At 73.7% G+C, this 22,320-nt stretch carries 15 protein-coding genes; 9 read left to right on the forward strand and 6 right to left on the reverse strand.

From position 1 onward, the window contains the following. Nucleotides 1-246 precede the first annotated feature (246 nt). Both purH and FLM69_RS07065 read left to right on the forward strand, forming a co-directional pair. Nucleotides 247-1,938 carry a bifunctional phosphoribosylaminoimidazolecarboxamide formyltransferase/IMP cyclohydrolase gene (gene purH, locus FLM69_RS07060; protein ID WP_141843644.1) on the forward strand — a complete coding sequence of 564 codons (1,692 nt, stop codon included), beginning with the start codon at nt 247-249 and terminating at the stop codon, nt 1,936-1,938. Between the two features lie 314 nt (nt 1,939-2,252). Then, nucleotides 2,253-4,475 (forward strand): NADP-dependent isocitrate dehydrogenase, encoded by a 2,223-nt coding sequence (locus FLM69_RS07065; RefSeq protein ID WP_141843646.1) that lies wholly within the window; start codon nt 2,253-2,255, stop codon nt 4,473-4,475. Nucleotides 4,476-4,674: 199 nt separating this feature from the next. Here the strand turns inward: FLM69_RS07065 and FLM69_RS07070 are convergent, their stop codons facing one another. Beyond that, nucleotides 4,675-5,268: a methylated-DNA--[protein]-cysteine S-methyltransferase gene (locus FLM69_RS07070; protein ID WP_141843648.1), complete on the reverse strand. Its 594-nt coding sequence runs from the start codon at nt 5,266-5,268 to the stop codon at nt 4,675-4,677. A 72-nt stretch (nt 5,269-5,340) separates the two neighbouring features. Here FLM69_RS07070 and FLM69_RS07075 point away from each other — a divergent pair, with 72 nt between their 5' ends. Continuing rightward, nucleotides 5,341-6,939: a TIGR01777 family oxidoreductase gene (locus tag FLM69_RS07075; protein WP_141843650.1), complete on the forward strand. Its 1,599-nt coding sequence runs from the start codon at nt 5,341-5,343 to the stop codon at nt 6,937-6,939. Nucleotides 6,940-6,985: 46 nt separating this feature from the next. Here FLM69_RS07075 and FLM69_RS07080 read toward each other — a convergent pair whose 3' ends face one another. Then, the gene (locus FLM69_RS07080) at nt 6,986-8,833 is read right to left on the reverse strand and encodes a glutaminase (protein WP_141843652.1); all 1,848 of its coding nucleotides are present in this window, start codon (nt 8,831-8,833) and stop codon (nt 6,986-6,988) included. A gap of 66 nt (nt 8,834-8,899) precedes the next feature. Between FLM69_RS07080 and FLM69_RS07085 the strand changes: the two genes are divergently transcribed. From FLM69_RS07085 to FLM69_RS07105, 5 genes are all read left to right on the forward strand, one after another. Then, complete coding sequence (locus FLM69_RS07085) at nt 8,900-11,596, forward strand: ATP-dependent RNA helicase (RefSeq protein ID WP_141843654.1); 2,697 nt, start codon at nt 8,900-8,902, stop codon at nt 11,594-11,596. An 86-nt stretch (nt 11,597-11,682) separates the two neighbouring features. Next, complete coding sequence (locus FLM69_RS07090) at nt 11,683-12,987, forward strand: extracellular solute-binding protein (RefSeq protein ID WP_036381995.1); 1,305 nt, start codon at nt 11,683-11,685, stop codon at nt 12,985-12,987. Next, complete coding sequence (locus FLM69_RS07095) at nt 12,984-13,955, forward strand: carbohydrate ABC transporter permease (RefSeq protein WP_036381993.1); 972 nt, start codon at nt 12,984-12,986, stop codon at nt 13,953-13,955. The genes FLM69_RS07090 and FLM69_RS07095 overlap by 4 nt, the downstream gene beginning before the upstream one ends. Continuing rightward, nucleotides 13,952-14,854, forward strand: a complete 903-nt coding sequence (locus FLM69_RS07100) for a carbohydrate ABC transporter permease (protein WP_080695955.1) — start codon at nt 13,952-13,954, stop codon at nt 14,852-14,854. The genes FLM69_RS07095 and FLM69_RS07100 overlap by 4 nt, the downstream gene beginning before the upstream one ends. Before the next feature lie 35 nt (nt 14,855-14,889). After that, nucleotides 14,890-16,182: an ABC transporter ATP-binding protein gene (locus tag FLM69_RS07105; protein ID WP_036381991.1), complete on the forward strand. Its 1,293-nt coding sequence runs from the start codon at nt 14,890-14,892 to the stop codon at nt 16,180-16,182. 28 nt (nt 16,183-16,210) lie between these two features. Here the strand turns inward: FLM69_RS07105 and FLM69_RS07110 are convergent, their stop codons facing one another. From FLM69_RS07110 to purU, 3 genes are read right to left on the reverse strand one after another with little or no spacing between them, the layout of a single operon-like run. Next, nucleotides 16,211-17,206 carry a D-isomer specific 2-hydroxyacid dehydrogenase family protein gene (locus tag FLM69_RS07110; protein WP_220478934.1) on the reverse strand — a complete coding sequence of 332 codons (996 nt, stop codon included), beginning with the start codon at nt 17,204-17,206 and terminating at the stop codon, nt 16,211-16,213. A gap of 33 nt (nt 17,207-17,239) precedes the next feature. Next, the gene (locus FLM69_RS07115; protein ID WP_036314590.1) at nt 17,240-17,761 is read right to left on the reverse strand and encodes a gamma carbonic anhydrase family protein; all 522 of its coding nucleotides are present in this window, start codon (nt 17,759-17,761) and stop codon (nt 17,240-17,242) included. 55 nt (nt 17,762-17,816) lie between these two features. Further along, the gene (gene purU, locus FLM69_RS07120; RefSeq protein ID WP_036314586.1) at nt 17,817-18,722 is read right to left on the reverse strand and encodes a formyltetrahydrofolate deformylase; all 906 of its coding nucleotides are present in this window, start codon (nt 18,720-18,722) and stop codon (nt 17,817-17,819) included. 179 nt (nt 18,723-18,901) lie between these two features. Between purU and FLM69_RS07125 the strand changes: the two genes are divergently transcribed. Next, on the forward strand, nt 18,902-20,479 hold the full coding sequence (locus tag FLM69_RS07125) for a hypothetical protein (protein WP_141843656.1): 1,578 nt from the start codon (nt 18,902-18,904) through the stop codon (nt 20,477-20,479). A 105-nt stretch (nt 20,480-20,584) separates the two neighbouring features. On the opposite strand, the gene FLM69_RS07130 is transcribed toward FLM69_RS07125, so the two are convergent. After that, complete coding sequence (locus FLM69_RS07130) at nt 20,585-22,099, reverse strand: catalase (RefSeq protein WP_134416292.1); 1,515 nt, start codon at nt 22,097-22,099, stop codon at nt 20,585-20,587. Between the last annotated feature and the right edge of the window lie 221 nt (nt 22,100-22,320).

Consider the following 22,320-nt stretch of genomic DNA (forward strand, 5'->3'; position numbering starts at 1 on the left):
TGCGCCCTGGCGGCGGTCCCTCGGCGGCGTTCTTGTCGTACGCGGGCATCGGGGCCCTCTCCAGGTGCACCGTCTCCGGGGCGGTTGTGGTTGGCTGGGCAGAAGTCACGGGGGGGCGATCCTTCCGGGGGGTCCGGGTGTCCTCCAGCATATGCCGGACGACTTATTGGCCCAGGCGGCCTGGGCCATTATGCGGCCCGGCCTATGCTGGAGGACACCCGGACCCCCTCGAAGGAGCGCCCCCTCGTGACCTCTGCCCAGCCCACCACCACCGTCCTGGACACGGTGCCCCTGAAGCGGGCCCTGATCTCCGTGTACGACAAGACCGGCCTCGAGGAGCTCGCCACCGGGCTCCACGCCGCGGGCGTGCAGATCGTCTCGACCGGCTCCACCGCCCAGCGCATCGCCGCCGCCGGTGTGCCCGTCACCGAGGTCGCCGAGGTCACCGGGTTCCAGGAGTGCCTGGACGGCCGCGTGAAGACGCTGCACCCGCGCGTGCACGCGGGCATTCTGGCCGACCGTCGTCGCGAGGACCACGTGACCCAGCTGCGCGAGCTCGAGGTGGAGCCGTTCGACCTCGTCGTCGTGAACCTCTACCCGTTCGTGGACACCGTGAACTCGGGCGCCGCGGAGGACGCCGTCGTCGAGCAGATCGACATCGGCGGGCCGTCCATGGTGCGCGCGGCCGCGAAGAACCACGCGTCCGTGGCGATCGTCGTGGACCCGGCCCGCTACGGCGAGGTCGTCCAGGCTGCCCAGTCCGGCGGCTTCGACCTGCGCGCCCGCCGGCGCCTGGCCGCCCTGGCCTTCGCCCACACCGCGGCGTACGACAACGCCGTGGCCGCCTGGACCGCCGCCCACTTCGGCGAGGACATCCACGCCGACGAGATCCCCGTGTTCCCGCCCTACGCCGGCTTCTCCCTCGAGCGCGCGCAGATCCTGCGCTACGGCGAGAACCCGCACCAGCCCGCGGCGCTGTACCTGGACTCCTCGGCGGCCCCCGGCATCGCGCAGGCCGAGCTGCTGCACGGCAAGCCGATGAGCTACAACAACTACGTGGACGCCGACGCCGCGGTGCGCGCCGCCTTCGACCACCCGGTCCCGGCCGTGGCGATCGTCAAGCACGCCAACCCGTGCGGCGTGGCCGTCACGGACGAGGGCACGGACATCGCGCAGGCGCACGCCAAGGCCCACGCGTGCGATCCGGTCTCCGCGTTCGGCGGCGTGATCGCGGCCAACCGCCCCGTCACCGCCGCCATGGCCGCCCAGGTGAAGGACGTGTTCACGGAGGTCGTCGTGGCCCCGGCGTTCGAACCCGAGGCCCTGGAGATCCTCTCCGCCAAGAAGAACCTGCGCCTGCTGAGCCTGCCCGAGGGCTTCCTGCGGGACGCGGTGGAGGCCAAGCAGGTCTCCGGCGGCATGCTGCTGCAGATCGCGGACGCGGTGGACGCGGACGGCGACGACCCGGCCACCTGGACCCTCGCCGCCGGCCCCGCCGCCGACGAGGCCGTCCTGGCCGACCTGGCCTTCGCGTGGCGCGCCGTGCGCGCGGCCAAGTCCAACGCCGTGCTGCTGGCCCACGACGGCGCCACGGTCGGCGTGGGCATGGGCCAGGTCAACCGCCTCGACTCCTGCCGCCTGGCCGTCGAGCGCGCCAACACCCTGGGCGCCGCGCAGACCGGCGGGCAGGACGTGAGCAGCGCCGGCGGCGCGGAGAACGTCTCCGGGGAGGGCGCCCCCGAGCGGGCCCGCGGATCCGTGGCCGCCTCGGACGCGTTCTTCCCGTTCGCGGACGGGCTGCAGATCCTCATCGACGCCGGCGTGAAGGCCGTCGTCCAGCCGGGCGGCTCCGTCCGGGACGAGGAGGTCGTGGCCGCGGCCGAGGCCGCCGGCGTGACCCTGTACCTGACCGGGGCGCGCCACTTCTTCCACGGCTGAGCGGGGCGGGCCGATGGTGTGGAGCCCCTCGGCCTGGTCGTCTCCTTCTTCATCGCCCAGGCCGTGCGGGGCACCTGAGCCGGTCACGATCCACGCCGCCGTCGTCGGGGGGCGCCCCCGCCGACCCGACGCCCCCCTGGTACCCGGGCGACCCCGCCCGGCCCGGCGAGGGCACCGGCGACGGCCGGGGACGCTGACGCCGAGCCACACACGGTGTGGCGCGTCCGAGGCGCCGGGTAGATTGGCGGGGAGTCACCCGTTCCCTGCCGACGAGGGCCGCGTCTCGAGTGCGGCCAGAAGGAGAGATCATCCGCATGTCGAAGATCATCTACACGCTCACGGACGAGGCCCCCATGCTGGCCACCGCGTCGCTGCTGCCGATCGTGCGTGCCTACGCGGGCACCGCCGGCGTGGAGCTGGAGACCCGTGACATCTCGCTGGCCGGCCGCATCCTCGCCGCGTTCAAGGACGTCCTGCCCGAGGACCAGCGCACCGCGGACGCCCTCGCCGAGCTCGGCGAGCTCGTGAAGTCCCCCGAGGCGAACGTCATCAAGCTGCCGAACATCTCCGCCTCCGTGCCGCAGCTGCGCGCCGCGATCAAGGAGCTGCAGGCGGACGGCTACGCGCTGCCGGAGTACCCGGACGAGCCGAAGACCGACGAGGAGAAGGACGCGAAGGCGCGCTACGACTCGGTCAAGGGCTCCGCCGTGAACCCGGTGCTGCGCGAGGGCAACTCGGACCGCCGCGCCCCGAAGGCCGTGAAGGCGTACGCCAAGCGCTTCCCCCACTCGATGGGCGAGTGGACCCCGGACTCCAAGACCGCCGTCGCCACCATGGGCGCGGACGACTTCCGCGCCAATGAGCAGTCCGTGACCCTGCCGGCCGCCGACGTGCTGACGATCGAGTTCACCGACGAGGACGGCAAGACCACCGTGCTCAAGGAGGGCCTGAAGGTCCTCAAGGGCGAGGTCGTGGACGGCACGTTCATGTCCGCCAAGGCCCTGGACGCGTTCCTCGCCGAGCAGGTCAAGCGCGCCAAGGAGGAGGGCATCCTCTTCTCCGCGCACCTGAAGGCCACCATGATGAAGGTCTCCGACCCGGTGATCTTCGGCCACGTCGTGAAGGCCTACTTCTCCGAGCTGTTCGAGAAGTACGGCGAGCAGCTGGCCGCCGCCGGCCTGTCCGCGAACAACGGCCTCGCCGCGATCGAGGGCGGCCTGGACAAGCTCGACGCCGAGACCGCCGAGGGTGTGCGCGCCGCCATCGCCGCCGCCTACGAGAACGGCCCGGACGTGGCCATGGTGAACTCCGCCAAGGGCATCACCAACCTCCACGTGCCCTCCGACGTGATCGTGGACGCCTCCATGCCCGCCATGATCCGCAACTCCGGCCGCATGTGGAACAAGCACGACCAGACCCAGGACACCCTGGCCGTCATCCCGGACTCCTCCTACGCCGGCGTCTTCCAGGCCGTGATCGACGACTGCAAGGCCAACGGCGCCTACGACCCCACCACCATGGGCACCGTCCCGAACGTGGGCCTCATGGCGCAGAAGGCCGAGGAGTACGGCTCGCACGACAAGACGTTCATCATGGACGCCGCGGGCACCGTGGCCGTGAAGAACTCCGCCGGGGAGACCCTGCTCTCCCACGACGTCGAGGCCGGCGACATCTGGCGCGCCTGCCAGACCAAGGACGTCCCGGTGCGCGACTGGGTGAAGCTGGCCGTGACCCGCGCCCGCGCGTCCCAGACCCCGGCCGTGTTCTGGCTGGACGAGACCCGCGCCCACGACCGCGAGCTCATCAAGAAGGTCGAGGAGTACCTCAAGGAGCACGACACCGAGGGCCTGGATCTGCGCATCCTCTCCCCGGTGGAGGCCACCAAGCTCTCGGTGGAGCGCATCCGCCGCGGCGAGGACACCATCTCCGTGACCGGCAACGTGCTGCGTGACTACAACACGGACCTGTTCCCGATCCTCGAGCTGGGCACGTCCGCGAAGATGCTGTCGATCGTCCCGCTGCTCAACGGCGGCGGCCTGTTCGAGACCGGCGCGGGCGGCTCCGCCCCGAAGCACGTGCAGCAGCTGCTGGAGGAGAACCACCTTCGCTGGGACTCCCTCGGCGAGTTCCTCGCGCTGGCCGTGTCCTTCGAGCACGAGGCGGTCGCGAACGAGAACCACCGCGCGCGGGTCCTGGCGGACACCCTGGACGCCGCCACCGGCACCCTGCTGATCGAGGGCAAGTCCCCGAAGCGCAAGGTCGGCGAGCTGGACAACCGCGGCAGCCACTTCTACCTGGCGCTGTACTGGGCCCGCGAGCTGGCGAAGCAGACCGAGGACGCCGAGCTGGCGGCCGCGGCGAAGCCGATCGCCGAGGAGCTGGGGGCCCAGGAGGAGACCATCCTGGCCGAGCTCAACGGCGTGCAGGGCTCCCCGGTGGACCTGGGCGGCTACTACTGGCCGGAGCTGGAGAAGGTCACCTCCGTGATGCGTCCGTCCGCGACGCTCAACGCGATCGTGGACAAGCTCTCCGTCTGACGATCTGAGCGCCTGGGGCCGGGCCGCGTGCGTGGAGCGCGCGGCCCGGCCCCTTCTCGTTCCCCGGCGCCCGACGCCGACCCCCGGCCACCCGGCCACCCGAGACGGCTCCCCGCCCGCAACGCGGGTTGAGTTGTCGCGGGTGTTCGAGCCCCGGACCCGTGACAACTCAACCCGCGTTGCCCGGGGGGAGGGGTGGTCAGCCCGCGTGGGCCGCCTCGTGGGCCAGCAGGGCCTGCTTCGCGGCGGTGCCGTAGAGGTAGTGGCCGGCCGCGCCGTCGGCGCGCACCACGCGGTGGCAGGGCACGACGACGGCCACCAGGTTGGCGGCGCACGCCCCGCCGGCCGCGCGCACGGCCCGCGGGGCCCCGCACCGTTCGGCCAGGCCGCCGTAGGTGGCGGGGGAGCCGGGAGCGATGCCGCGCAGCTCCCGCCACGCCCGCTGCCGGAACGCGGTGCCCGGCTGGGTGACGTCGAGGGCGTCCAGCGCGACCACGTCCCCCGCGGCGTAGGCGGCCAGGGCGTCGGCGACGGGCTGGGAAACACCCGGACGCGGCTCCACGGGGCGCGGGTTCATCTCGCGGTCGGCGGTCTCCGGGTCCAGGGCCACGAGCCGGTCCATGAGCGTCTCGAGGAGGCGCCCGACCGCGGCGGCGGGGGGCTGCGAGTCCCCCGGCACGGCCACGCCGGAGGCGCGCACCGTCTGGTCCTCGGGGGAGAAGACGGCCACGAGGGTGAGCTCGGTGGCGGGCAGGGCGGCGGCGGTCCAGCGCAGCTCGGGAAGCAGGTCCATCCCCTCATTGTCCTGCACGGCCCGGCCCGGACAGGTGTTCGCGCGTCCCCTCCCTGTGTCAGGCTGGCGTCCATGACCGAGATCCGCGTCTTCGAGCATCGCACCCTCCTGCGCCACCCGCGTGAGGTGGTCTTCCGCTGGCTGGAGAACCCCGGCGCGCTGGAGCGGCTCACCCCGCCCTTCGCGGGCGAGGTGGTCCAGGGACCCACGGACGGCCTCCGCGTGGGCTCCGAGTCGCGGCTGCGCATCCAGGCCCCCGGGGCGGCCGGCCTGTTCGCCGGCGCGGCCCACGGGATGCTCACCGGCCTGCTGCCGGACGCCGTCGCCTCCCGCCTGCCCGGTGGGGCCGCGCCCGCGGTGCCGTGGCGGGCCCGCCACACGGCCTACGAGGAGGGCCGCATGTTCCGGGACGAGATGGTCTCCGGTCCCCTCGCCTCCTGGCGGCACACCCACCTGCTCGATGACGCCGCGCCCGGTGAGGCGGACACGGCGGACGGCCGGCGCGGCACGGTCGTGACGGACCACATCGAGTACGCCCTGCCGGGGGAGTCCCTGGTGGCCCGCGTGCCTGCTCTGGGCAGCGCGGCCTCGCGCCGCACCCACGAGGCCTTCGAGGCGGAGCTGGGCCGCCAGTTCGCCTATCGGGCCCGCGTGATGGCCGATGACCTGGACTTCCACGCCGCCCATCCCGGCCCCCTCGTCGGCGGGCCGGCTCGCACGGTCGCCGTGACGGGGTCCGGCGGACTGATCGGCCGGCAGCTCTGTGCCCTGCTCACCACCGGCGGCCACCGCGTCATCCGGCTCGTGCGGAGCCCGAAGAAGGCCGGCGCGCTGGACGCGGCGCTGTGGGACCCCGGCCGGGAGACCGTGGACGAGAACGCCCTGGCCGAGGCCGACGTCGTCGTGAACCTGGCGGGCGAGCCCATCGCCGGCCGGTTCTCGGACGCGCACAAGGAGGCCGTGCACGACTCGCGCGTGCGCGGCACGCGCACCCTCGTGGACGCGCTCGCCCGGATTGCCGCACGGGAGGGGGACGACGCGCGGGTGCGGGCACTCGTGAACGGCTCGGCGATCGGGTACTACGGGGCGGACGCGGGCACGGGCCCGTTCGGCAGCGGCCTCGTCGAGGATCTGGAGCCCGGGGACGACTTCCTCGCCGAGGTCGTCGCGGACTGGGAGGCCGAGGCCCGACGCGCCGAGACGTCCGGCATCCGGGTGGCGATGCTGCGGACCGGCGTGGTCCTGAGCCCGGCCGGGGGCATGCTGCAGCAGGTGCTGCCGCTGTTCCTCGCGGGGCTCGGCGGCCCGGTCGCGACCTCGGGCGGGGAGAGCCACGACGGCAGCCCGTGGCTGAGCTGGATCGGCGCGGATGACATCGCGGGGGCCTTCGCCCACGCGGTGCTCGACGACGGCGTCACCGGCCCGGTCAACGCGGTGGCGCCCGAGCCGGTCACGGCGAAGGAGTTCGCCACCGTGCTCGGGCGGGTGCTGCGCCGGCCCGCTCTCATCCCGGTGCCCGAGGCCGGGCCGCGCCTGCTGCTGGGCGAGGAGGGCCGGGTGGAGACCGTCGCGGCGGACCAGAAGGTCGTGGCGGACCGGCTGGTCTCCTCCGGCTACGAGATGCGCGACCCCGAACTGGAGGGCGCGTTGCGCCACGTCCTCGGGCGGTGACGGGGGTGGGGGCAGCGTCCCACGGGGACGCTGCCCCCGCGGGTCGTCAGTCCTGCAGCGCGCCGGTCTCCCGGATGAGCTGGCCCAGCGCGGTGAACGCGTCGCGGGCCAGCGCCTCCCACAGGGCCAGGGCCAGCTGGGGGAAGCCCTCCTGGAGCGCGACCATCACCTGGGCGGTGAGGACTCGCGCCGTGACCGGCCCGCGCGCGCGGACGGTGGAGGGCTGGCGGCCGGGCTGGCCCAGGGCCATCTCGCCGAACGTCATCCCCGGGGTGAGCAGGGTGCGGCGCACGCGGCGGCTGCCCGTGCCCTGACCCGAGAGCTCCACGGTGCCGGAGACGATCACGTAGATGCCGCCGAACGGCTGGCCGGCGCGGCGGATGATCTGGCCGTCCGAGTAGACCCGCTCGTCCATCATGGACTCGAGCAGACGCGCGTCGTCCGCGGAGAGGTGCTGCAGCAGGGGTGCTACGGCCGCCTCCTGGGCGTCCCGCGGCAGCAGGTGGGGGGCGTGCCGGGAGAGCAGCCGCTGCTCGGCCCACTGGGCGGCACGCGAGCGGGAGTCGAAGAACACGAACTGCGCGCCCCCGGCGGCGGGGTCCACCCCCTCGGCCTCATCCTGCAGCGGCTCCGGCAGGTCCACCTCCACGGACTCCTCGACGGCCGCCATCAGCTCCTTCATCTCCGCGGCGTCCCGGTCCACGACGACGACGTCGAGCCCGTTGCCCAGCGCGCGGGCGAACCACTGGGCCACCAGCAACCGGGCCGGGCGGGAGATGGAGCTGACCGAGCGCATGTCCACCACGAGCGTCTCGAGGGCCTCCGGCAGACCGCGGCTGACGCGGGCGATCGCGTCCACCTGGCTGAAGCCGAGGTGACCGCCCAGCTCCATGACGTGCACGGTGTCCGCGAACCGCCCGAGCGCCTCGAGGACGACGGCGCTGCGCACCGTGCCCGAGGGCGCCTGATCGATCCGGTAGTGGGTGCGCAGGGCCGCGCGCGGGGAACCGGTGACCACCGACGGGTGCAGCTCGAAGTCCTCGACGATGGTCCGCAGGGCGGCCATCGCCGCGGCGCCGAGCCCGTTCTCGTCCGTCGTGTCCGACTGCAGCGCCAGACCGAGGTGGCCCGGCACCACCACGAGCACCGTGCCGCCGCGCGTGGACGCCCAGCCGGGCTGGCCGACGTCGTACGCCCACCGGGAGTCCCGGGTGTCCATGCCGCAGGAGTCCATCACGGACAGCACACCGCGGACCGTCTCCTCGCTCAGCACCCGGTCCCCGGTGACGGGGTGGACACCGCCGTGCGCGAGGGTGCCGGCGAGCAGGGAGAGGTCCTCCACGGTCACGGCGGCGGCACGCACCGTGGCGATGTCCTCGAGCAGCGTCTCGGGGTCGGCGTCCAGCGTGTCGAGGGACTTCATCAGCCAGGCAGCGGACCGGGTGTGATGCTGGGCGCGGTTCTCCGCACGCGCGGCCGACTCCGTGACGGTGACCTCGCGGTCGAACAGGGCGGAGAGCAGCTGCATCATGCGTGCGGTGCGGTCGCGGCCACCGCGGCCCTTCACCAGGGAGGCCGTGGCCACCGCGCCCGCGTTCTGCAGCGGGTTGTGCGGCAGGCCCGTGACGGCGTCCACCTCGACCCGATGGTCCAGGTCGCGCACGGGGGCGGCTCCCACGCGCTCGCCCACCCGCACCGCGCCGAGGTCCTCGAGGGCCTGCGCGTGGAACAGGGGAGAGGCGAGCGTGGCCAGGGGCACGGCCGTCATGGATCCGGAGACGTAGCGGTGCCCGTCCACCATGAGCATCGCGACGCCCAGCCCGTCCGGGACCTCCCCCTCACCCGCGTGGGCCGACGTGAGGCGATCGAGGTGCTCCTGGACGGGTGTGGTCATGGGTCACAGCCTAGTCAGTGGGGCGGCCCCGGGACAGCGCGACGGAGGCGGGCACAATGGGTCCCGATGCCCACCCCCGTCGATCCCGTCTCCGTCCCCGCCTGCCTCTCCGCCGCTCTGGGCCGCCTCAGCACCGGCCTGACGTTCGCCGCCGCCCTGCCCGAGCTCGAAGACGCACTGGACGCGCGCGGGGCGGCCGTCGTCGAGGCGCCCCCGGGCACGGGCAAGACCACCGTGGTCCCGCCCGCGCTCGCGGTCCGGCTCGCGGACCACGGCGGCGGGCGCGTCCTGGTCACGCAGCCGCGGCGGGTCGCGGTGCGCGCGGCCTGGCGGCGGCTGCGCACGGCGGTGCTGGCCGCCGCGGCCGACGTGCTGCCCGGCGCCGACCCCGACGCGCAGGCTCGGCTCGCGGACGCCGCCGTCGGGTACGCCGTGCGCGGCGACGCGGTGGGCGGCGGGGCCTCGGCCGTCGAGTTCGTGACCCCGGGCCTGCTGCTGCGCCGCCTCCTCGCCGACCCCGGGCTCGATGGCGTGGACGCGGTGGTCCTGGACGAGGTCCACGAGCGGGATCTGGACACGGACGTGCTCTTCGCCCTCCTCGCCGACCTGCGGCAGCTGCGCCCCGAACTCGTGCTCGTGGCCATGTCCGCGACCGTGGACGCGGCGGCCCTGGCCGCCCGCTGGGCCCGCGGCATGGGGGAGGAGGCGCCCCTGCCCGTGGTCTCCACCCCGGCCGTGCTGCACCCGCTGCGCGAGGAGCATGCCCCCTTCCGCGGCCACCGCCTCACCGCCGAGGGCCGCGTGGACCGGGCCTTCCTCGACCACGTCGCGGCCACGGCCGCGCGCGCCCATGCCGAGGCGCTCGACGCCGACCCGACCGTGGACGCCCTCGTCTTCGTGCCCGGCGTGGCCGAGGTCGAGGCGGTCGCGGGGCGCATCGCCGCGCTCGCCCCGGACACCGAGGTCCGCGTCCTGCACGGCCGCCAGGAACCCGCCGACCAGGACGCCGCGCTCGCGGGCCGCGCCGACCCCGCCGTGCCGCGCGTCGTCGTCGCGACGGCGGTCGCCGAGTCCTCGCTGACCGTGCCGGGGGTGCGCCTCGTCGTCGACTCGGGCCTGGCCCGCGAGCCGCGCCGGGACCGGGGGCGGGGCATGGCCGGTCTCGTCACCGTCCAAGCATCGCGTGCGGCCGCCGGCCAGCGGGCGGGCCGCGCCGCCCGCCTCGGCCCCGGCACCGTGGTCCGCTGCCACACCGCCGCGGCCCTGGGCACCGCGCCCGCAGCCCCGACGCCGGCCCTCGCCGTCGTCGACCTCGCGCCGGTGGCCCTGGCATTCGCGGCGTGGGGCGCCCCGGGCGGCCGCGGGCTGACCCTGCCCGAGGACCTGCCGGCCGACGCGATGGCCGCCGCCGAGCGCACGCTCGCCTCCCTCGACGCGGTGGACGCGGACGGGCGCATCACCCCGCACGGCGCCGTCCTGGCCGAGCTGCCCCTGGACCCGCCCCTCGGCCACGCCCTCCTGCGCGCGGCACCGTGGACGGGGCCCCGCCCCGCGGCTGAGGCGACGGCGGCCCTCGCCCTGGACCTGCGCGCCCCCGGGGCCGACCTCGAGGCGCTGGTCGCGGCCGTGCGGGACGGCCGGCATCCGGAGGCCGGACGCTGGCGCCGGGAGGCGGATCGACTGGAACGACTCGCCCGTCGGCCCGCGCACCACGCCCCGGAGACGCGGGCGCCGGACGAACCCGGGCCCGAGGCGACGGCGGCCGCGCGGCGGCACCCCGCCGGCCTCGTGGCCGCCCTGGCCTTCCCCGCGTGGATCGCCCGACGCGCGGGGGAGGCGGGCGCGTACCTGCTCGCCTCCGGCACCCGCGCGGCCCTGCCCCGCGACGCCGCCGGCGGCGGCCTGGCGGGGCAGGAGTGGCTGGCCGTGGCCGAGGTCGCCCGCGTGGCCGGGGACGCTGCCGGCACGGGTGCCGCGATCCGCGCGGCCGCGCCGATCGACCGGACGCTCGCCGAGCTCGCCGGCGCGGGCCTGCGGCGCACCGAGGACACCGCCGACTGGCGCGGGGACCGGCTCACCGGCCGCCGCGTGGACCGGCTGGGCGCGCTGGTGCTGGCGGAGACGCCGGCCCCCGTCGCCCCCGACGCCGCCGCGCAGGCCGTGCGCGCCGCACTCGCCGCCGACGGCCTCGCCCGGTTCGACCCGAGCGGTCGGACCGAACGCCTGCGCCGCCGGGTGCACCTGCTCCACCGCGTCCTCGGCGCCCCGTGGCCGGACCTCTCGGACGCGGCGCTGCCCGGCCTGGACGCGCTGGTCGACGGGCTTGCGGCCGACCTGGCCGCGGGGCGGTCCCTCGCACGCCTGGACGCCGAGGCGCTGCTGCGCGGCGCCCTGCCCTGGCCGGAGGCGGGCCGGCTGGACGAGCTCGCCCCCGAGCGCCTGCCCGTGCCGAGCGGGCGCGCCGTCGTCGTGGACTATCCGGCCGTCCACGAGGACACCCCGCCCGTGGTCGCCGCCAAGCTGCAGGAGTTCTTCGGGGCGCGTGTCACCCCCGCTGTCGCGGACGGTCGTGAGCCGGTGGTCCTGCACCTGCTCTCCCCGGCAGGTCGCCCGCTCGCCGTGACCGCCGACCTGCCCTCCTTCTGGGCCGGCCCCTACGCGCAGGTCCGCGCTGAGAACCGGGGGCGCTACCCCAAGCACCCGTGGCCCGAGGATCCCGCCGCCGCGGAGCCGACCGCCCGGACGAACCGCCGCGCCCGCTGAGAAAGGGGTCCGCGAAACGTGCAGGAATCGCTGTGATGCGTGATGATGGCCGTCACATCCGACTCGCATCGATTGAGGTTCCACTTGTGAGACACGACACGCGGGCACGTCAACGGCGCCGGGCCACGCTGGCCGGCGCCGTCGCCGCGGGCGCGCTGATCCTGGCCGGGTGTGCCCCGGCCGAGCAGACGCCCACCCTGACCTGGTACACCAACCCCGACGACGGCGGGCAGGCGAAGATCGCCGCCCAGTGCACCGACGCCGCGAACGGCCGGTACAGAGTCGAGACGTCCATGCTTCCGACGGACGCCGCCTCCCAGCGCGAGCAGCTGACCCGCCGCCTCGCCGCGGGCGACACGTCGATGGACATCATGTCCCTCGACCCGCCGTTCGTCCCCGAGCTCGCCGAGCCCGGCTTCCTGGCCCCCGTGCCGGAGGAGATGCAGGCGTACGCGAAGGACAACGCCCTGGAGGGCGCGCTCGCGGCCGCCAGCTGGAAGGACGAGCTCGTCACGGTCCCGTTCTGGGCCAACACGCAGCTGCTCTGGTACCGCAAGTCGGTCGCCGAGGCCGCGGGGCTGGACATGTCCCGGCCCGTCACGTGGGACCAGCTGATCGAGGCCGCCCGCAGCCAGGACAAGGACCTGGCCGTCCAGGGCGCCCGTGCGGAGTCCATGACCGTGTGGCTCAACGCGCTCATCGAGGGCGGCGGGGAGCAGATCGTCCCCAACGCCGAGGCGCCCACGGACGAGGTCACCACGAACCTCGACTCCGAGGCCGGCCGCACGGCCGCCCGGATCATCTCCACGATCGGCAAGGAGGGTCTCGGCAGCGCCGGCCTGCCGACGCAGGACGAGAACGCCTCCATGCTGCTCTTCCAGGGCAAGAACGGCTCGTTCATGGTCAACTGGCCGTTCGTCTGGCCGGCCACCCTCGGCTCCGTGGAGGAGGGCTCGCTGCCGGAGGACCTGCCCGAGGACATCGGCTGGGCCGTCTACCCCCGCACCGTCGAGGGCAAGGACGCCGCGCCGCCCGTGGGCGGCATCAACCTGGGGGTGGGCGCGAAGTCCGAGCACCAGGACCTCGCCTGGGACGCGATCTCCTGCATCACCACCACCGAGCACCAGAGCCAGTACTTCGTCGAGAACGGCAACCCGCCCGCCGACCCGGCGGCCTACGACGCCCCCGAGGTCGCCGAGAAGTACCCCATGGCGGACACCATCCGGGAGTCCCTCGAACTCGGCGCCCCGCGGCCGCAGACCCCGTACTACAACGAGGTCTCCACCGCGATCCAGCAGCGCTACGCGCCGCCGTCGGGCGTCTCCGAGTCCACCCCGGCCGAGACCGACGACTTCATCCAGGAAGTCCTGAGAGGGGAGCGTCTGCTGTGAGCCACGTCGACACCGCACCCGCCGCATCCACCCCGCGCGCCGCCGAGGGTCGTCGCCCCCGCCGGGTGAAGTCCCAGCGCGCGAAGTCCGAGGCGCGTCTCGGCTGGCTCCTGGCCGGCCCCGCGTTCTTCGTGATGCTGTTCGTGGTCCTGTACCCGATCCTGCAGGCCCTCTACGACTCGCTGTTCACGTACCGGCTCACCGCGCCGGGCGACCGCGAGTTCGTGGGCCTGGGCAACTACGGCGTGATCCTCACGGACCCCGTGTTCTGGAAGGGCCTCGGGGTGACCCTGCTGATCACCGTGGTGACCGTGGTGGTCGAGCTCATCCTCGGCTTCCTGCTGGCCCTGGCCATGCACCACGCCATCAAGCAGACCCGCGGCCTGATCCGCACGATCATCCTGGTGCCGTACGGCATCATCACCGTGGTCTCCGCGTTCGCGTGGTTCTACATGTTCTCGATCGACTCGGGCTACATCAACGCCTGGTTCGAGTGGCTGCCGGGCGTCGACGCGGACCTGAACTGGTTCGCGCAGGGCAGCACCGCGCTGTTCGTGATCATGCTCTCCGAGATCTGGAAGACCACCCCGTTCATCTCCCTGCTCCTGCTGGCCGGCCTGGCCCAGGTGCCGGGCGACCTCACCGAGGCCGCCTCCGTCGACGGCGCCTCGTGGTGGCAGCGGATGAAGCTGGTCATCCTGCCGAACATGAAGGCCTCGATCATGGTGGCCGTCCTGTTCCGCGCGATGGACGCGTTCCGCATCTTCGACTCCATCTACATCATGACCAACGGCGCCTACGGCACCGAGGTCCTCTCGCTGCTGGCCTACCGCACGTCCATCGGCCGGCTCGAGATCGGCATGGGTTCGGCGGTCTCCGTGATCCTGTTCCTGTGCGTGGCCCTCATGGCGGTCATCGCCGTCAAGGGCTTCAAGGTGGACCTGGCCGACCGAGGAGGTTCCAAGTGAGCACCGCCGCATCCGCTCCCGCCCCCGAGGGCCGCGCGCCTGAGGGCCGCGCGCCCCACCGTCGCGGCACCGGGAAGGCCACCGCACTGTGGTGGATCCTCACCGTCGTGATCGGCGTGTGGTGCCTCTTCCCGCTGTTCTCGATCTTCGCGACCAGCTTCAAGACGCCCGCCGACCTCGCCAACGGCAAGCTGCTGCCCACCCAGTGGTCCACCGTGAACTACGAGGAGATCTTCGTGGGCGGCTCGCGCGAGCTGTTCCTCACGGCGCTGCGCAACTCGATCGGCATCACCGTGATCGCCACGATCATCGCCGTCATCCTGGCCACGCTGTGCGCCTACGCGATCGCCCGCCTGGACTTCCCGGGCAAGCGGATCGTGCTCACGGTGTCCCTGATGGTCTCGATGTTCCCCGTCATCTCCCTGGTGACGCCGCTGTTCAACATGTGGCGCACCCTCGGGCTGTACGACACGTGGGTCGGCCTGATCATCCCCTACCTGTCCCTGACCCTGCCGATCTCCATCTGGACCCTGGCCGCGTTCTTCCGCCAGATCCCGTGGGAGCTCGACCAGGCCGCGCAGGTGGACGGCGCCACCCCGCTCGAGGCGTTCCGCAAGGTGATCGTCCCGCTGGCCGCCCCCGGCGTCTTCACGACGGCGATCATCGCCTTCTTCATCGCCTGGAACGACTTCGTGTTCGGCATCTCCCTGACCTCCACCGAGACCGCGCGCACCGTGCCCGCCGCCCTGGCCTTCTTCACCGGCGCCTCGCAGTTCGAGTCGCCGACCGGGGCCATCTCGGCGGCCGCGATCATCGTGACCATCCCGATCGTGATCCTGGTGCTGGCGTTCCAGCGTCAGATCGTGGCCGGCCTGACCAACGGCGCGGTGAAGGGCTGAGGCCCGCACACGAGACCTCCCGAAAGGACCCCCCGATGGCCTCCATCACCCTGAACCACATCGACAAGACCTACGACGACGGCTTCCACGCCATCAAGGACGTGAACCTGGAGATCGAGGACGGCGAGTTCGTCATCCTCGTGGGCCCCTCCGGCTCCGGCAAGTCCACGCTGCTGCGCATGATCGTGGGCCTCGAGGACATCACCGACGGCGAGATGCTGATCGACGGCCGCCGCGTGAACGAGGCGGCCCCCAAGGACCGCAACCTCGCGATGGTGTTCCAGAACTACGCGCTGTACCCGCACCTGACGGTGTACGAGAACATCGCCTTCCCGCTGCGGCTGATCAAGGAGCACAAGCCCTCCGAGGAGGAGATCGACCGCAAGGTGCGCGACGCCGCCCGCGTGCTCGAGCTCGAGGACCACCTCGAGCGCAAGCCCGGCAACCTCTCCGGCGGCCAGCGTCAGCGTGTGGCCATGGGCCGGGCGATCGTGCGCGAGGCGGACGCGTTCCTCTTCGACGAGCCGCTGTCCAACCTGGACGCCAAGCTGCGCGGGCAGATGCGCGCGGAGATCTCGCAGCTGCAGCGCCGCCTGGCCACGACCTCCGTCTACGTGACGCACGACCAGACCGAGGCCATGACCCTGGGCGACCGGGTGGCCGTGCTCAAGAAGGGCGAGCTGCAGCAGGTGGCCAGCCCGCGCGAGCTCTACGAGCAGCCGCTCAACCTGTTCGTGGCCGGCTTCATCGGCTCGCCGTCGATGAACTTCCTGCCCGCCTCGCTGAAGCAGAAGGAGGGCGGCCACGTGCTGTCCTCGCCGATCGGTGACATCCCGGTGCCGCCCGAGAAGGCCCGCGCCGCCGAGGGGCGGGACATCGTGTTCCTCGGCCTGCGGCCGGAGTTCTTCGAGGACGCCGAGCTGGTGGAGGACAGCCGCCGCGACCGGGGCTCCACCTTCGACGCGACGCTCACGCACCTGGAGTGGCTGGGCCACGAGCAGTACGGCTACATCGAGTTCGAGCCGGACCCGGCCGTGGCCGAGATGCTCTCCGCGCTGGCCAAGGACCTGGATGCGGATGAGCTGCGCCCCGTCGTCGTGGCCACCCTCTCCGGCGAGTCCCGCGCCCGGCCGGGCACGCCGACCCGCCTGTGGGTGGACACCACGCGGGTGCACCTGTTCGACCCGACGACCGGTGAGAACCTCACCCGCGACCCGGAGGTCGGCGCCGAGCTGACCCGCCGGGCCGGCGAGGAGCGCCGCCGCCAGATCGAGATGGCGGCCGAGCGTGACGCCGCCGAGCACGAGGCGGACGCGCCGCGCCGCTGAGCCGGCGCCGCGGGACGCCGGGGGCGGGTCAGTATCCGCCCTCGGCGTCCACCAGGCCCTCCAGCTCCGTCCCGGCCGCGCGGGCCCGCAGGTTCCGCTCGACCCGCGCGTGGAGCAGCGGGACGCACATCTCCGGGGTGTCCGCCGTGTGCGGCGTGATGAGGGCGCGCTCCTCGGTCCAGAGCGGGTGGCCGTCCGGGAGGGGCTCGGGGTCGGTGACGTCCGTGCCGTAGCCGTGCAGCCGGCCCGCCGCGAGGGTCTGGACGACGGCGTCCGTGTCCACCAGCGCCCCGCGGGCGACGTTCACGAGCACGGCGTCCTCGTCCAGGAGGGCGAGGCGGTCGGCGTCGAACATGCCGCGGGTCTCCTCGGTGGCCGCCGCGGCGATCATCACGACCTGCGCGCCGGGCAGGACCTCGTCGAGGCGGTCGGTCGTGACGGTGCGGTCCGCGCCGGGCACGTCGCCCGCGCGTCGGCGGACCGCGGTGACGTGCACGTCCCAGGTCTTGAGCAGGCGGATGTACTCCTGTGCGATCCCGCCGCCGCCCACGACCACGGCGGTCAGGCCGTTCAGGGTGCGACCGGAGGAGGGGCCCCATGTGGTGGCGCGGACGCGCGCGGGCAGGTCCCGCAGCAGGGCCAGGGTGAGCAGCAGCGCGTGTTCGGCCACCGGCGGCGCGTACGTGCCCTTGGCGGACGTCCACACGATGTCCGGGCGGCTGCGCACGAGGGGGACGAACGGCTCGATCCCGGCGAACGGGAGCTGCACCCAGCTCACGTGGGGGTGGGCGGCCAGGGCCGCGGCGAGCGCATCGACCGCGATCGGGCGGACCATCAGCAGGGCCGTGGCGGAGGTGTCGCCCTCGGCCACGGCGGCGCCGCCGACGTCGGCCACGGCCTGCTCGGCCAGCCGACGGGCGTGGGCGTAGGGGGTGCCGGCGACGTCCTGCGCCGCGGGGAGGACGAGCAGGCGCTCGGGGACGTCGTCGGGTCGGGTGCGGGGGAGAGCGGAAGTGGTGGGCATGGTGCCCACCGTCCCACATCCTCCGGGCCCGCTTCAGCCGGCGACGGCGTCCCGGTGCGCGGCGGACAGCCGCAGGTAGGTGGCCGCGTTCTTCTTGAGGCCCTCCCGCTCCTCGTCCGTGAGGGGGCGGCGGACCTTCGCGGGGACGCCCGCCACGAGCGAGCCGGCCGGGACCTGCGTCCCCTCGAGCACCAGGGCGCCGGCGGCCACGAGCGAACCGGCGCCGATGACCGCGCCGTTCATCACCGTGGCGGACATGCCGATCAGGCAGTCGTCCTCCACGGTGGCCCCGTGCACCACGGCGGAGTGGCCCACGGAGACACCGGCGCCCAGGGTGCACGGGAAGCCCTCGTCCGCGTGCAGCACCACGTTGTCCTGCAGGTTGGTGCCCGCCCCGACGCGGATGGGGGCGGAGTCACCGCGGGCGGAGACGCCGTAGAAGGCCGAGGAGCGCTCGGCCATCTCGACGTCGCCGGTGATCGCGGCGGTCGGGGCGAGGAAGACGGACTCGTGGATGCGCGGGGTGGCACCCGCGACGGTGATGATGTGGGCCATGCCACCAGCCTAGGCGGGCAGGACGACGGCGCCGCGTGGCGCCGTCGTCCCGGGCTCAGCTGAAGACGACGGTCCGCCGGCCGTCCGCGAGGACGCGGTGCTGGGCGTGCCAGCGCACGGCCTGCGCGAGCGTGGAGCCCTCGACGTCGCGGCCGCGGGCCACGAAGTCGGCGGCGGTCTGGGCGTGGGTCACCGGCTGCACGGACTGCGCGATGATCGGGCCCTCGTCCAGGTCGGCGGTCACGTAGTGGGCGGTGGCGCCGATGAGCTTCACGCCGCGTTCGTGCGCCTGGTGGTAGGGGCGGGCGCCCTTGAAGGAGGGCAGGAACGAGTGGTGGATGTTGATGGCCATCCCGGCCAGGTCCCGGCACAGCTCGTCCGAGAGGATCTGCATGTAGCGGGCCAGGACCACCAGCTCGATGTCGAACTGGGCGATCAGATCGCGCAGCCGGTCCTCCGCGGCCTCCTTGGAGTCCCGGCTCGAGGGGTCCTTCGAGACGGGCACGTGGATGAAGGGCACGCCGTAGAAGGAGGCGAGCGGCTGCAGGTCCAGGTGGTTCGAGACCACCACGGGGATCTCGATGGGCAGGGTGCCGGCGCGCTGCTGGAAGAGCAGGTCGTTGAGGGTGTGCCCGTCCTTGGAGCACATCACGAGGGTGCGCATGCGCTGCGCCGCGTCCCACAGGCCCATGCGCATGCCGAACTCCTCGCGCACCGGCGCGAGCGCCTGCTCGATGTCCTCCCGCGTGGCCGGGGTCACGAACTCCACGCGCATGAAGAAGTCGCCGGTGTCCGGGGAGTCGTACTGCTGCGACTCGGTGATGTCCGCCTCCACGCCCAGCAGGGCGCCCGTCACGGCGTGCACGATGCCCTTGCGGTTCGTGCAGGCCAGCGTGAGCACGCGGGCGTGCTCCGCGCCGGAGGCGGGGGAGGGGCTGGGGGAGAGGGCTGCCGTGTCCATGGCGTCGATGGTAGGCGGTGCCGGCCGCGCGGAACCGCGGGATGACGGGGCTGATCCCTGGTCGGGGGGCCGGGCCCCGTGTCATCCTCAAGACCAGGTTCCCCGCCGCGCGGCGGCGCGGGAAGCACGACGCGGCGCCCGGCCCGGCCGGTCGCCCCAGACGACCGAGGAGCACCCCCATGCCACAGTCCACCCTCTACTGGATCATCGCGGCGATCATCGTCGTGCTGCTGATCCTGATCATCCTCTCGGTGATCGCCTCCCGCCGTCGTCGTGAGGCCGAGGCCGAGGCCGCCGAGACCCGGCTCGAGCGCCGGGGCGTCAGCGCGGACACCGCGGGTGAGCAGGCGGCCGCCGCCGCGGCCGCCCCCGCGGCCCCGACCCGCCTCTCCCGCCTGGACGAGGTGGCGGCCGAGAAGGACGCTCGCCCCGCGGCCGCGGTGAAGCCCGCCGGGGGTCCGGCTGCGTCCGACACCGCCGCGGCGGACCGCGAGACCGACGAGTCCGTCGCCGGCGTGGCCGGCGGTGCCGGGGTGACCGTGGACCAGCACGACGCCCCGAGCGCCGACGCCGCCGCTCAGATCCACCGCCGCGACGCCGCGGCTCCGGCCACCCGGGGCACTCTGCGCCCCGCTCCGGCGGCGCCGAGCACGGCGCGCGAGGCGGACACCGTGGGCCTGGGCGCGGCCGGTGTGGCCGGCGGCTCCGGCGTCACCCTGGACGAGCAGACGCCCGCGGCGGACGTCCCGGCGACCCCGGCCTCCCCGTCCCCGGTGACCGAGACCCCCGCCCCGGCGGCACCGGCCGCCGAGGCTCCGCAGCACAGGAGCCACCTCACCCCGGCTCCCGAGCACGTGCACGGGACCGTCCCCGCCGCCGAGGTCGCCACCGAGCACACCCCCACCAAGGAGTTCGCCACGGACGCGATCCCCGTCCCGCAGGGCGAGCACCTCGAGACGCACACGGTCGCCACCACCGCGCACGGCTCGGTCACCGTCGTGGCCGCCGAGTTGGACCAGGCCCTGCAGAACGGCGCCGACGGGGCGGAGCGCTCGGCCGCCGGGTCCCTGCGCATCGACGGCACGCCCGGGGTGCCCGGTCGCGTGGCGGAGGCGGACCGCGGGCCGGCGCGCACCGATGACCACGGCGCGGACGTCGCGCAGCCGGCGGCGGTCGAGCCCGCGGCTGAGCACCCGCCGCTCGAGGCCGCCCCGGCCACCCGCCGGGCCGAGGCCCCGGAGACCCACGCCGGCACCACGCCGGCCACGCCCCTGGGCGGCACCCCGGAGCTGGATCCGACCGCAGCCTCGTCCGGCCGCGCGGAGGACACCACCCCGGCGACCCGCCGCGAGGCCCGCGCCGCGCAGTCGGCGGCAGCCGCCGGGGCCGCCGGGACTGCTGGGACCGCCGGGACTGCCGGGACCGCCGCGCCGACGTCGTCGACGCCCACGACCGTGGCCCCGGACACCTCCACCTCCTCCGCCCCCACGGATGAGGAGCCCGCCGAGGACGACACCGAGGGCGCCGCCCTCCCGGACCTGCGGGCGGACCGCGACGAGACCCGAGCCTCGGACGCCGAGGGTGAGTCGAAGCTGGCCCAGGTCGGCGCCGTGGCGGCCTCCGCGTTCGAGACCGTGCGTGACAAGGTCGCCGTCCCGCTGCGGGACAACGTGGCCGTGCCCGCCAAGGACACGGTCGTGAAGGTGGTCAAGGACAAGCTGTCCCAGGCGCAGGAGCGCCGCTGGGGCAAGCGCTGACCGGAACAACCGCCCCACGACGACGGCGGCCGCCCCCTCGTGTGAGGGAGCGGCCGCCGCGCGTTCAGCGGAGCCCGCGCGGGCGCCCGCCGGGGGAGGGAGCCGTCAGATGCGGGCCTCGCCGCCGGCCTCGACGCCCGGGATGCCGTCGCCCTCGTGGCGCTTGACCTCGTCCTCGATGCGCTGGCCGATCGTAGCGTCCACGTTCTTCCAGTACTCGAAGGCGCGGGCCTGGACGTCCTGGCGGACGCCCTTCAGCGCGCCGGCCACGGTCTCCACGAAGTCCTCGCGCTCCTGGGCCGAGAAGACCTCGCGGACGAGGGTGCCGGCCTGACCGAAGTCGTCGTCGTCCGCGCGCAGGGCCTGGGCCTCGCGGGTCAGGGTGCCGTCGGCCTCCCAGCCGTCGTCCACCGGGCCGGTCTCGTCCGACCAGGAGTCGCCGTTGGAGTTCGGCACGTAGGTGGAGCGGTCGCCGGTGTGGTCGTACCACATCTGGCCCTCGAAGGCGTAGTTGTGCACCGCGTTCTTGGGGCGGTTCACCGGCAGCTGGTTCACGTGGGCGCCCACGCGGTACAGCTGGGCGTCGTGGTACGCGAAGGCGCGGCCCAGGAGCATGCGGTCCGGGGAGAGGCCGATGCCCGGCACGGTGTTGCTCGGGCTGAACGCGGCGGACTCGATCTGCGCGAAGTGGTTCTCCGGGTTGCGGTTCAGGGTCAGCGTGCCGACCTTGATGCGCGGGTAGTCCTTCTGGGAGATCGTCTTCGTCAGGTCGAAGGGGTTGAACCGGTAGGTCTTGCCCTCCTCATAGGGGATCGCCTGGATGTAGAGGTCCCACTTGGGGTGGTCGCCCTTGGCGATGGACTCGAACAGGTCCTGGCGGTGGAAGTCGGCGTTCTCGCCGGCCATCTTCGTGGCCTCGTCGTTCGAGAAGTTGTGCACGCCCTGCTGGGAGATGAAGTGGTACTTCACCCAGTGCTTCTCGCCCTGGGCGTTGACCCACAGGTAGGTGTGGGAGCCGTACCCGTTCATCTCACGCCAGGTGCGGGGCAGGCCGCGCGGGCCCATCAGGTAGGTCACCTGGTGCGCCGACTCGGGGTTGTTGGTCCAGAAGTCCCACTGCATGGTGGCATCGCGCAGGCCGGAGTCCGGCAGACGCTTCTGCGAGCGGATGAAGTGGGTGAACTTCATCGGGTCGCGCAGGAAGAAGATCGGGGTGTTGTTGCCGACGAGGTCGTAGTTGCCCTCCTCGGTGTAGAAGCGCAGCGCGAAGCCGCGCACGTCGCGCCAGGTGTCCGGGGAGCCGAGCTCGCCGGCCACGGTGGAGAAGCGCAGGAGGGTCTCGGTCTTCGTGCCGGGCTGGAACACGAGGGCCTTGGTGTACTTCGACACGTCCTCGGTCACCTCGAACTCGCCGAAGGCGCCGGAGCCCTTGGCGTGCGGGCGGCGCTCCGGGATGTTCATGCGGTTGAAGTGCTGGTGGGTCTCCAGCAGGTGGGTGTCGTGCAGGACGATGGGCCCCTCGCTGCCCACGGTCAGGGACTGGCGGTCGCTGACGGCCGGGGCGCCGTTCTGGCGGGTGGAACCGGTCGCGTGCGGGGTCGTCTTCTGGTACTCCGTCATGGAACTCTCCTTCGTCGATCGACGTCGGCCGCGCACCGATCGGCGCGGTGGGCGGCGTCACCCCCGATCTTGGCATATTTCTGAATCAGTCAAAAGAACCGTGTGTCGGGGTCGGTCGCCGGGGCCGCGGGGCGCCGTCGCGCAGGCCCGACGACGGCGCCCGGTCACTAGGATGGAGGGCACCGGAGCCTTCCGGCCGCACAGACCCCCGTTCGAAGGGA

Origin of the sequence: Micrococcus sp. R8502A1 (assembly GCF_006704135.1) — a bacterium.
GTDB classification, from domain to species: Bacteria; Actinomycetota; Actinomycetes; order Actinomycetales; family Micrococcaceae; genus Micrococcus; species Micrococcus luteus.

Bases quoted from the DNA above. Each gene is read 5' to 3' on its own strand.
- FLM69_RS07065 (WP_141843646.1), top strand. From the start codon at position 2,253: ATGTCGAAGATCATCTACACGCTCACGGACGAGGCCCCCATGCTGGCC.
- FLM69_RS07070 (WP_141843648.1), bottom strand. From the start codon at position 5,268: ATGGACCTGCTTCCCGAGCTGCGCTGGACCGCCGCCGCCCTGCCCGCC.
- FLM69_RS07075 (WP_141843650.1), top strand. From the start codon at position 5,341: ATGACCGAGATCCGCGTCTTCGAGCATCGCACCCTCCTGCGCCACCCG.
- FLM69_RS07080 (WP_141843652.1), bottom strand. From the start codon at position 8,833: ATGACCACACCCGTCCAGGAGCACCTCGATCGCCTCACGTCGGCCCAC.
- FLM69_RS07085 (WP_141843654.1), top strand. From the start codon at position 8,900: ATGCCCACCCCCGTCGATCCCGTCTCCGTCCCCGCCTGCCTCTCCGCC.
- FLM69_RS07105 (WP_036381991.1), top strand. From the start codon at position 14,890: ATGGCCTCCATCACCCTGAACCACATCGACAAGACCTACGACGACGGC.
- FLM69_RS07110 (WP_220478934.1), bottom strand. From the start codon at position 17,206: ATGCCCACCACTTCCGCTCTCCCCCGCACCCGACCCGACGACGTCCCC.
- FLM69_RS07115 (WP_036314590.1), bottom strand. From the start codon at position 17,761: ATGGCCCACATCATCACCGTCGCGGGTGCCACCCCGCGCATCCACGAG.
- purU (WP_036314586.1), bottom strand. From the start codon at position 18,722: ATGGACACGGCAGCCCTCTCCCCCAGCCCCTCCCCCGCCTCCGGCGCG.
- FLM69_RS07125 (WP_141843656.1), top strand. From the start codon at position 18,902: ATGCCACAGTCCACCCTCTACTGGATCATCGCGGCGATCATCGTCGTG.
- FLM69_RS07130 (WP_134416292.1), bottom strand. From the start codon at position 22,099: ATGACGGAGTACCAGAAGACGACCCCGCACGCGACCGGTTCCACCCGC.